This window comes from Actinocorallia lasiicapitis, from assembly GCF_054778695.1.
Genome location: NZ_BAAGZI010000233.1, coordinates 1 through 9,204 on the forward strand (window position 1 = coordinate 1; position 9,204 = coordinate 9,204).

A 9,204-nucleotide genomic window follows, 5' to 3' on the forward strand; every position below is an offset into this window, starting at 1 on the left:
GGGGGGGGGGCGGGGGGGGGGGGGGGGGGGCCGCGGTCGACGGCTCGGGGGGGGCCGTCCCGGCCGGGGCGGGCTTCGCCGGGGCGGTGCCCGGCGGCCGGGTGCCGGCCGCCTCGGGCTCCGGTGTCCTGCGCAGCAGGGTCGGCACGGATTCGATCTTGGGCCGCTCGGTCTTCGGCGGCGCGATCCAGTCGTCCATCGGCACGTCGGCGCCTGTTCCGAGGCCGATGCCCAGGACCAGGGCGTAGCCGCCGAGCAGGGCGCCGAAGCCGAGCCCCGCCCGGCGCATCAGCTTCCTGCGCCGTCCCGTTCCGTCGACGAAGACCGGCTTGCCATGTTTCACGGGGCAGAGTCTAGGTGTTAGCCGCGGATGCGGTCGTCGTAAATCTTTCTCGCGGAGTGGTCGTAGTCCAGGAAGAGGGTGTCGAGGCCGAAGCGGCGGGCGACGGCCTCGCGGGCGGCGGGCGGGAGGAGGGCGCCGAGCTTGAGCTGGAGACCGTAGGACTTGGGGACGCTGAGCTGCGGGCGCGGCTTGGCGATCATGGCGATGACGGCGGCGGCGACGTCCTCGGGCTCGGAGTACTTGCGGCCCTTCGGGCTGCGGGTGCCGGCGACCAGCTCGGTGTTGGTGAAGGTCGGCAGGACCGCGCCGACCTTCACACCGTCCCCCGCGACCTCCAGCCGGGTGGCCTCGGTGAACAGCAGGACGGCCGCCTTGCTCCCGTTGTACAGCGCCAGGCCCGCCGCGGGCATCATCCCCGCCAGCGACGCGATGTTGATGATCTGGCCCCTGCCGAGCGGCCGGAACCGGGCCAGCGCGATCTTCGTCCCGAGCATGACGCCGTGCACGTTGATGTCGAAGCAGCGGCGGGCGTCCGCGTCGGACTCCTCGGTGACCGGGCCGATCGGCATGATGCCCGCGTTGTTGATCAGGACGTCGTACTCGCCCGCGGCCTCCAGGAACACCTCGAACGAGGCCCTGTTGGTGACGTCCAGGACATGGCCGTCCACCCCCAGCTCGGCGGCCGCCGCTGCGACGGCCTCCTCGTCGATGTCGCCGATGACGACGGTCATGCCCTGCGCCTTGAGGGCCTTCGCGGTGGCGTAGCCGATGCCGCGTGCGGCACCGGTGATGGCGACGATCACTTCAGACGCTCCAGTTTCACGGGGAGCCCGTCCTTGGGCACCGGGAGGGTGGTCATGTCGAGCGGCCAGACATAGTCGTCCGGCACCGACCAGGAGTAGTTCAGCAGAACCTGATGAAGGATCGATTTCACCTGCATTCCCGCGAAGTGGAGGCCGATGCACTTGTGCACGCCGCCGCCGAACGGGTACCAGGCGTAGGAGTGCACCCGGTCCTCCTTGCGCGCGAACCGCTCGGGGTCGAACCGCCGCGGGTCGGGCCAGTACTCCTCGATGTAGTGGTTGGTGAAGGTCGCGACGTTCACCAGCGTGCCCTTGGGGATGTGGTGGCCGAGCACGACCGTGTCCTTCACGGTCTCGCGCGGCAGGCCCGGCACCGGGGAGCACAGCCGCAGCGACTCCTTCATCACCAGGTCGATCGAGGTGAGGGCGTCGAGGTCGTCGAAGTCCAGGACTTCCTTGCCGAGGGCGCGCGACTCGACGCGGCAGCGCTCCTGCCACTCGGGGTTCTTGGCCAGGTAGTAGGCCATGGTCGTCATGGTGATGGTGGTGGTGTCGTGCGCCGCCATCAGCGCGAAGATCATGTGGTTGACGACGTCCTCGTCGGTGAAGCGGTCGCCGTCGTCGGACTCGGCCTGGCAGAGGGCCGCGAACAGGTCGTCGCCGCCGTCGCGCCGTTTGGCGGCGATGTGGTCGAAGAAGAACCTCTCCAGATCGCGGCGCGCCTTCAGCCCGCGGCTCCACCGCATCCCGGGCACCGGGTAGCGGACGATGCTGAGCCCGGCCCGGACGGCGTCGACGAACGCCTTGTTCAGCCGGTCGGCCTCGCGCTGGTCCAGCTTGACGCCGACGAAGACGTCCAGCGCGAGGTCGAGGGTGAGCTGCTTGTTGTGCGGCAGCACCTTGAACGCGCCCGGCCGCCAGTCCGCGATGCCGGTGGCGATGCTGCCCGCCATGCTCTCCATGTAGGAGCGCAGCCGGGCACGTGTGAACGCCTGCTGCATGATCCGCCGGTGGTGCAGGTGCTCCTCGAAGTCGAGCAGCATGATGCCGCGGTGGAAGAACGGGCCGATGAAGAAACCCCAGGCCGGGCCGCTGGCGAACGCCTTCTCCCGGTTGATCAGGACGGTCTCGGCGGCCTCCGGTCCCTGCAGGGTCACCAGTTTCTTGCCGAGGAAGTTCGACCAGGACACGGCGCCGTACTTCGCGCGCCGGCCCTCCGCCCACTTCAGCGGATCGCGGATCGACTCCAGGATGTAGCCGAGATACGGCAGTCCAGGATCGCCGGGAACGGCTTTGAGGCCTTCCGGTGCCGGCGCGAGCACGCCCATGTGCATACCTCCCAAGACGGACGCCGTAAGTCTTTACTTACACCGTACGTACCGTCAAGACCTCGCGAGGCTTCGGGCGATCACCAACCGCTGAATCTGGTTGGTGCCCTCGAAGATCTGCATCACCTTCGCCTCGCGCATGAACCGCTCGACCGGGAAGTCCCTCGTGTAGCCGTTGCCGCCGAACACCTGGACGGCGTCCGTGGTGACCTTCATCGCCGCGTCCGTCGCCACCAGCTTGGCGATACTCGCCTGACGGCTGTACGACAGGCCCGCGTCACGGCGGCGCGCCGCCTCCAGATAAGTGGCCCGCGCCGACTCGACGGCCGCCGCCATGTCCGCCAGCAGGAAACCGAGACCCTGAAACTCGATGATCTTCGAGCCGAACTGCTCGCGCTCCTTCGCATACGCCACCGCCTCGTCCAACGCCCCCTGCGCCAGCCCGACGGCACACGCCGCGATCCCGAGACGGCCCGAATCGAGCGCCGCCATCGCGACCGAGAACCCCGCGCCCTCCTCACCGAGCAGGCTCGCCACCGGCGCCCTGACCCCGTCCAGATGCAGCGGAGCAGTGGTCGAACCGGTCAGGCCCATCTTCTCCTCGGGACGGCCCGCGGTCAGCCCCGCGGCATCACCGTCCAGGAGGAACGCGCTGATCCCCCGCGCACCCGAATCACCCGTCCGCGCGAACAGGGCGTAGAAATCGGCCACCCCGCCATGCGTGATCCACGCCTTCGAACCGTTGATCACATAGCCATCGCCGTCACGGACCGCGCGCGTCGTCAGAGCCGCCGCGTCCGAACCCGCCTGGCTCTCCGACAGCGCATACCCGCCCAGCAGCCCGCCACCCAGCATCTCCGGCAGCCGCGCCTTCTGCTCCGCCGACCCGAACGTGAAAACAGGGAAACACGACAGCGTGTGCACGCTGACGCCCACCGCCACCGAAGCCCAGACCGAACCGATCTCCTCCAGCACCTGGAGATAGACCTCATACGGCTGGCCGCCCCCGCCGACCTCCTCCGGATACGCCAACCCCAGCAGCCCGGCCCTGCCCAGCAACCGGAACACCTCCCGAGGGAAGGTCTCCGACCGCTCCGCCTCAACGACCCTCGGCAACAACTCCTTGGCAGCGATCTCCCTGACCAACTCGATCAGCTCCGCCGACTCCACCGTCGGCATCCGACGCTCAACCATGCCTTCGGCCTCCTTATGTGCTGCGCACAAGCTACCGGGGACTCCAGGATTTGGGCGCGCCAGGCTGCCGGATGCGGGAGCGTGGCTGCCGTCATCCGTTGAAATCCCCAGGTCCGCGAGGCGCTGAGGCACCAGGAATCTTGACGTTGTCGATGGGGCAAGGCATTGGGTGCGGGGGTGTGGGCGACGTGTCTGCGGAGAGGCCGGGACGGCGAGGGTTGCGGCCAGGCCGGGGACGGGGGTGTCTCGGGCCTGGCCGTTCGGTGGGCCGCGGGTCTCAGGTGGTGGTGAGGACCTTGACGTTGTCTAGGGTGCCGGCCTGGAGGCGTTCGTACATGTAGCGGCGGCGGGGCTTGCCCGAAGAGGTGCGTTCGATGAGGCCTCGGGGGCCGGTGACGATGGTGAGGTCGGCGTCGTCCAGGCGGCGGGCCAGGAAACGGCGGGCCTCCGAAGTCCAGTCGCCTTCCTCTGCCTCGACGAACAGGGCGACGCCCCGGGAACCGACGCCGGGGACGGCCACGACCGTGATACGGCCCTTGTGCAGGCCGGTCACCTCCGAGAGCTTCGCCTCCAGATCCTCAACATAGACCGAGCGGCCGCGGACCTTCAGGCTGTCGCCCATCCGGCCCAGCACGAACAGCTGACCCTTGTAGACGAAACCGGCGTCACCCGTCCAGACCTCGCCGTCGATGAACCGCGTCGACTTGCCCTCGGCGCCCGCGTAGTAGCCGTCGCACGCCGAACGGCCACCCGACACGACCTCGCCCAGATACCCCTCCGGCAGCTCCTTGCCGTGCTCGTCGCAGATCCGGACGGGGATCGCCGCGTCGATCGCGCCGCAGCCGACCATCCAGCCGGCCTTGTCGTACACCGAGTCGGGGCCCAGCCGCCGCTCCTCCGCGATCCGGATCGGCTCACCGAAGTTCAGCGAATCCGCCTCCGGACGCACCGACAGCGGCTCGACACTGCCGTCGAACATGGTCGTGCACAGCGTGATCTCGGCCATCCCGTAGGCCGGCCGGTAGACGGTCCGCTGGAAACCGGTACCCGCCATGAGCTGGTAGAACGCCTCGAGCCCGGCTGGGTCGACCGGCTCCGCGCCGACGATCACGGCCTTCCACGCCGACAGGTCGAGACCCTCGACCTGCTCGGGCTTGACCCGCCGCGCCATGTAGGAGAACGCGAACGGCGGCGCCGCCGAGTGCTGGGCGCGGGAGAACCGCTCCAGCCAGCGCTTCGGATCGCGGATCCACTGGTCGGGCCGCATCAGGTGCAGGGTGGCCTGCCTGGTCACCGCGGTGAGGAAAGTGCCGATCAGACCCATGTCGTGGTAGAGCGGCAGCCACGAGTTGACCTCGTCGCCGTCGACATAACCGACGTGCTTGACGATGTGGTCGCTGTTGGCCTCGAGGTTGTCCCACGTCACCCGGACGCCGCGCGGCTCACCGCTGGAACCGGACGTGAACTGCAGCAGCGCCAGCTCCGACTCGGGCGCCAGCGGAGCCTCGTGGTCGGCCTCGCGCGGCAGCCACGGCTCGCCCGCGATCCCGGCCCGCTCCATGCACTGGGCGGTGAGCTCCTTGAGGTCGGCCGAGGCGATGGTCAGCCGCGGCTTCGCCTGACGGAGGATCGCCGCCACATGGGCGACGTACTCCTCACCCGTCTGGAACAGCGGCGGCGTGATCAGGCAGATCACCGCGCCCGACGCCCACACCCCGAAGTAGGTGGAGATCAGGTCGTAGTCCGTCGGGATGATCGCGCACACGACGTCACCGGGGCCGACGCCCTCCTCGGCCAGCGCCGCCGCGATCTTCTTGGCGGAGGACGCGATCTCGGGGTAGCTCCGGTAGGCCCAGCCGCCCTGCTCGTCGGCCAGGTACACGCCCCGGTCCGGGTGAGGGGTGTCGATCCAGTCCCGAAGCCACGAGGCCATCGCGCAGTCCTTCCAGAACGCCAGGGGGAGATGAGGGCGGCGAGAAGCCCGTCTACTGGTGAGTAGAACCGAAGGGTAACCGCCTGAGTCCGGGCGATGTTACTCACCAGAGGCGAAGTTGGACAGACCAGTCTTAGAGCTGCCGTGACAAAGCCTCCCTCAGGGCCGGTTCCGCATGAGCGGGAAGCACACGTTCCAGCTTGACCGCGTCGCAGCCGACCCAGCTCGCCGCCTCCCACAGCGCCTTGGCGGCCGCTTCGGTGTTCTTCAGAACGGTGCGCTCCGGGCCGTCCAGGGAGATCTGCCGTACGACGAGCGTGGTCCCCTCACGGGCCGGATCGACCCTGCCGACGAGCTTCCCGCCCGCCAGCAGCGGCATCGCGAAGTAGCCGTGCACCCGCTTCGGCTTGGGCACATAGGCCTCCAGCCGGTGCGCCATCCCGAAGATCCGCTCGGTTCTGGCGCGGTCCCAGATCAGCGAGTCGAACGGCGACAGCAGGGTGGTGCGGTGCCGCCCCTTCGGCTCGGATTCCAGCGCCGCGGGATCGGCCCAGGCCCGCTCCCCCCACCCCTGGACGGTGACGGGCACCAGCCCCGTCCCGCCGATCACCTGATCGACCTGGGCCTTCTTCAGCCGGTGGTAATCGGCCAGATCGGCCCTGGTGGCGACGCCCATCGCCCGCCCGGCCTGGGCGACCAGCCTGGTCAGGCAGGTCTCGTCGTCGAGCTCGGTGTCGCGCAGCTCGGCGGGGACGGCGCGTTCGGCCAGGTCGTAGACCCGTTTCCAGCCGCGCCGCTCCACGCAGACCACTTCGCCGACGTCCAGCATCCACTCGATCGCGATCTTCGATTCGGACCAGTCCCACCAGACGCCGCCCGTCTTGGACCCGCCGATGTCCGCCGAGGTCAGCGGCCCTTCGGCGCGCAGTTTCGCCCGCACCTCGGCGACCGACCGCGTACCGTCCTTCAGCTCATGCCAGCGGTATCCGCGCGCCGTGAACGCCCGCCGCCGGAACGCGAACAGCGGCCACTCCTCGATCGGCAGAATGCACGCCGCGTGCGACCAGTACTCGAAGGAGGTGCCGTGCTCCCAATAGGCGCTCTCGACGGCCTGCCTGCCGACGGCTCCGAGCCGCGCGTACGGGATCAGCTCGTGGGAGCGCGCCAGCACCGAGATCGTGTCGAGCTGCACCGCGCCGAGGCTCCGCAGCACCCCGCGGACCCCGCCCCGCCGATCGACGGCCCCGAGCAGCCCCTGTGCCCGCAGCGCCATCCGCCGCGCCTGTTCACCCGACAGTTCCATGCCCACACCCTAGGAACCGCCACTGACATTTCCGCGGCCTCAGCGCCGACGCGTCCCGCCGGGCCCGTAGGCGGGAATCCTGTGCAGCAGTTCGAGCGTGTCGGGCAGCTCCCCGCCCCCGGCCAGCCACCCGGCGAGATCGTCGACGGCGGCCTCGCTGTTCATCAGCGCCAGCCAGACGGGCCGCTCCCCCGCCCGCCGCGCCACCACCACGTTCGCCTGGTCGCACGGCCCGAGGCACTCACTGGTCCGCACCCCCACCCCGGGCAGCGCCCGCAGCCTGGCCAGCAACCCCTCATGATCGGTCCGAGGGTTCTTGGCGGCACTCCCGCAGCAGCAACCACGACAGACCACGAGCCGAGCGTCCATGATCGCCCAGACTAGGCCATAACCCCCACCGGCGCTTCCCCCTGCCGGGCTCCGCGACGTCAGTGGTTGACGGAGATGTGGACGTGGTCGTAGTGGTTCTGGGTGATGCTGCCGCGGTCGCCCATGGGGCGCCAGCAGCGGCAGACCGAGGGGTTCCAGATGTGCTGCTGCCAGATCACGTACTTGATGCCGAGGCGCTGCCAGTTGGAGATGGCGTAGGACGCGGCGGCGTTGCCCTTGGCGACCCCGCCGGGGCCGGGGGCGGCGCCGCCCGAGCTGACCATGAAGTCGGTGGCGTCGCCGGTGCCGTGGTCCTGCGGGTCGCCGGGACGGGCGCAGCCGATCACCAGGAACGGGCCGGTGACGGCGTCGATCTCGTTCCGGACGGCCTGCATGTGGTTGGAGCAGCCGACGACCCCGGTCAGCGGGGAGCGGGCCGTCTGGGCGACCTGGACGGGCGCCGTCCGCTGCTGCTGCAGCACCGAGACCTTCGCGCCCTTCGGCAGCAGCTTGAGGATCTTCTTGCCGAGCTTCGGCAGGTTCTGCTTGGGCGCGCTGATCAGCATCGCGTTGCGGTGGGCGAGCCCCAGCCGGGCGGCCTGGTCGTGGGAGACGATCGCCTCGACCGACGGCACGCCGAGCGCCGCGAACGCCCCCACCCGGACGCTCGCCCCCAGCACCGCCGCCCCCGCGGGCACGACGGTGCCGAGCTGCGGCCCCTGGAAGGAGATCACCACATCGCCGCCCGCGACGTTCCGCCAGAGCGCGTCGAGCTTCGCCGACTCCTTGGGCGCGAGGTTGCGGAAGGTCGACGGATCGACCCCGAGCAGGCCGACGTTGCTGCGTCCCGCGACGTCCGTGCGGGCCCCGTCGACCACCTCGACGACCTTGACGCCCGCCACCTTCCGCACCTTCGCGACGGACGCCGCCGGCAGCTCCTGCTCGGACGCGACCAGCAGATGGGGCGTGTACCGCTTCTTCAGCGGAGCGACGGTGATCTGCTTCGCGGTCTGGACGTTCCCCTCGACCTCGGTCGAGACCTGGAGCTCCCTGAAGTCCTTGGGCAGGCCGGTCTTCTCCTCGTGGGCGGCGACCATGGCCACCCCGACGGACGCCGTCAGCATCGCCGCGACCCCGATGGCGGCGGGCAGCATCCGCTGCCGGTCCAGCCCGCGCGTAGTCACCCCGCCACCCCCCGACTCGATCTGGCAGATTAACCTACCGCCGATCCGCGCGATACTGGGCGGGTGACGGAGGCGCGCGCGGCCGTGGAGGCCGTCTGGCGGGCGGAATCGGCGCGGGTGGTGGCGGCGCTGACGCGGCTCACCCGGGATGTGGGGCGCGCCGAGGAGCTGGCGCAGGACGCGCTGCTCGCGGCGCTCGAAAGCTGGCCTGAGCAGGGCGTCCCCCGTAATCCGGGGGCCTGGCTGGTGACGGTCGGCAAACGTCGCGCCATCGATCAGATCCGCCGCGGCGAACTCCACGAGGAGAAGATCGCCGAGCTCGGGCGCGCCGCGCCGCCGCAGGCGGGCGAGCCGGAGCCGATCGAGGACGACGTCCTGCGGCTGCTGTTCACCGCCTGCCATCCCGTCCTGTCGACGGAGGCGAGGGTCGCGCTGACCCTGCGGCTGCTGGGCGGGCTCGGCACCGGCGAGATCGCGCGGGCGTTCCTGGTGCCGGAGCCGACGATCGCCCAGCGGATCGTCCGGGCGAAGAAGGCGTTGCGCGCCGCGCGGGCCCCGTTCGAGGTCCCCGACGGCCCCGAGCTGGCCGACCGGCTCGACGCCGTCCTGCACGTCCTCTATCTGATCTTCAACGAGGGCTACACCGCCACCGAGGGCGACGATCTGATGCGTCCCGAGCTCGTCGCCGAGGCGCTGCGGCTGGCCCGGCTGCTGGCCGGGCTGATGCCGGGCGCGGCGGAGGCCCAC

Annotated in this window: 9 protein-coding genes; 1 reads left to right on the forward strand and 8 read right to left on the reverse strand. The window is 70.3% G+C overall.

Annotated elements, in window-relative coordinates; all coding sequences use genetic code 11:
- The 8 genes from ACYVE7_RS22425 to ACYVE7_RS22460 all read right to left on the reverse strand — a co-directional run.
- Nucleotides 1-343, reverse strand: a 343-nt coding sequence (locus ACYVE7_RS22425; protein WP_460366965.1) for a hypothetical protein, incomplete at its 3' end; no start/stop codon positions are given.
- Between the two features lie 17 nt (nt 344-360).
- Nucleotides 361-1,146 carry an SDR family oxidoreductase gene (locus tag ACYVE7_RS22430; protein WP_460366966.1) on the reverse strand — a complete coding sequence of 262 codons (786 nt, stop codon included), beginning with the start codon at nt 1,144-1,146 and terminating at the stop codon, nt 361-363.
- Nucleotides 1,143-2,474, reverse strand: a complete 1,332-nt coding sequence (locus tag ACYVE7_RS22435; RefSeq protein ID WP_460366967.1) for a cytochrome P450 — start codon at nt 2,472-2,474, stop codon at nt 1,143-1,145. Before ACYVE7_RS22435 ends, ACYVE7_RS22430 begins: the two co-directional genes overlap by 4 nt.
- Nucleotides 2,475-2,528: 54 nt before the next feature.
- Nucleotides 2,529-3,668, reverse strand: a complete 1,140-nt coding sequence (locus tag ACYVE7_RS22440; RefSeq protein WP_460366968.1) for an acyl-CoA dehydrogenase family protein — start codon at nt 3,666-3,668, stop codon at nt 2,529-2,531.
- A gap of 277 nt (nt 3,669-3,945) precedes the next feature.
- Entirely contained in the window at nt 3,946-5,601 is a 1,656-nt protein-coding gene (locus ACYVE7_RS22445; RefSeq protein WP_460366969.1) for an AMP-binding protein, read from the reverse strand.
- A 133-nt stretch (nt 5,602-5,734) separates the two neighbouring features.
- The gene (locus tag ACYVE7_RS22450) at nt 5,735-6,904 is read right to left on the reverse strand and encodes a winged helix-turn-helix domain-containing protein (RefSeq protein WP_460366970.1); all 1,170 of its coding nucleotides are present in this window, start codon (nt 6,902-6,904) and stop codon (nt 5,735-5,737) included.
- A gap of 39 nt (nt 6,905-6,943) precedes the next feature.
- A complete protein-coding gene (locus ACYVE7_RS22455; RefSeq protein ID WP_460366971.1) occupies nt 6,944-7,195 on the reverse strand; it encodes a hypothetical protein in 252 nt (83 codons plus the stop codon).
- A gap of 137 nt (nt 7,196-7,332) precedes the next feature.
- On the reverse strand, nt 7,333-8,457 hold the full coding sequence (locus tag ACYVE7_RS22460; protein ID WP_460366972.1) for a hypothetical protein: 1,125 nt from the start codon (nt 8,455-8,457) through the stop codon (nt 7,333-7,335).
- Nucleotides 8,458-8,520: 63 nt separating this feature from the next.
- On the opposite strand from ACYVE7_RS22460, the gene ACYVE7_RS22465 reads away from it, so the two are divergent.
- On the forward strand, nt 8,521-9,204 hold a 684-nt coding region (locus ACYVE7_RS22465), incomplete at its 3' end, for a sigma-70 family RNA polymerase sigma factor (protein WP_460366973.1).

What these genes read in the sequence shown, in the direction of transcription:
- ACYVE7_RS22450 (WP_460366970.1), bottom strand. Translation starts at nt 6,904, where the DNA reads ATGGAACTGTCGGGTGAACAGGCGCGGCGGATGGCGCTGCGGGCACAG.
- ACYVE7_RS22440 (WP_460366968.1), bottom strand. Translation starts at nt 3,668, where the DNA reads ATGGTTGAGCGTCGGATGCCGACGGTGGAGTCGGCGGAGCTGATCGAG.
- ACYVE7_RS22445 (WP_460366969.1), bottom strand. Translation starts at nt 5,601, where the DNA reads ATGGCCTCGTGGCTTCGGGACTGGATCGACACCCCTCACCCGGACCGG.
- ACYVE7_RS22435 (WP_460366967.1), bottom strand. Translation starts at nt 2,474, where the DNA reads ATGGGCGTGCTCGCGCCGGCACCGGAAGGCCTCAAAGCCGTTCCCGGC.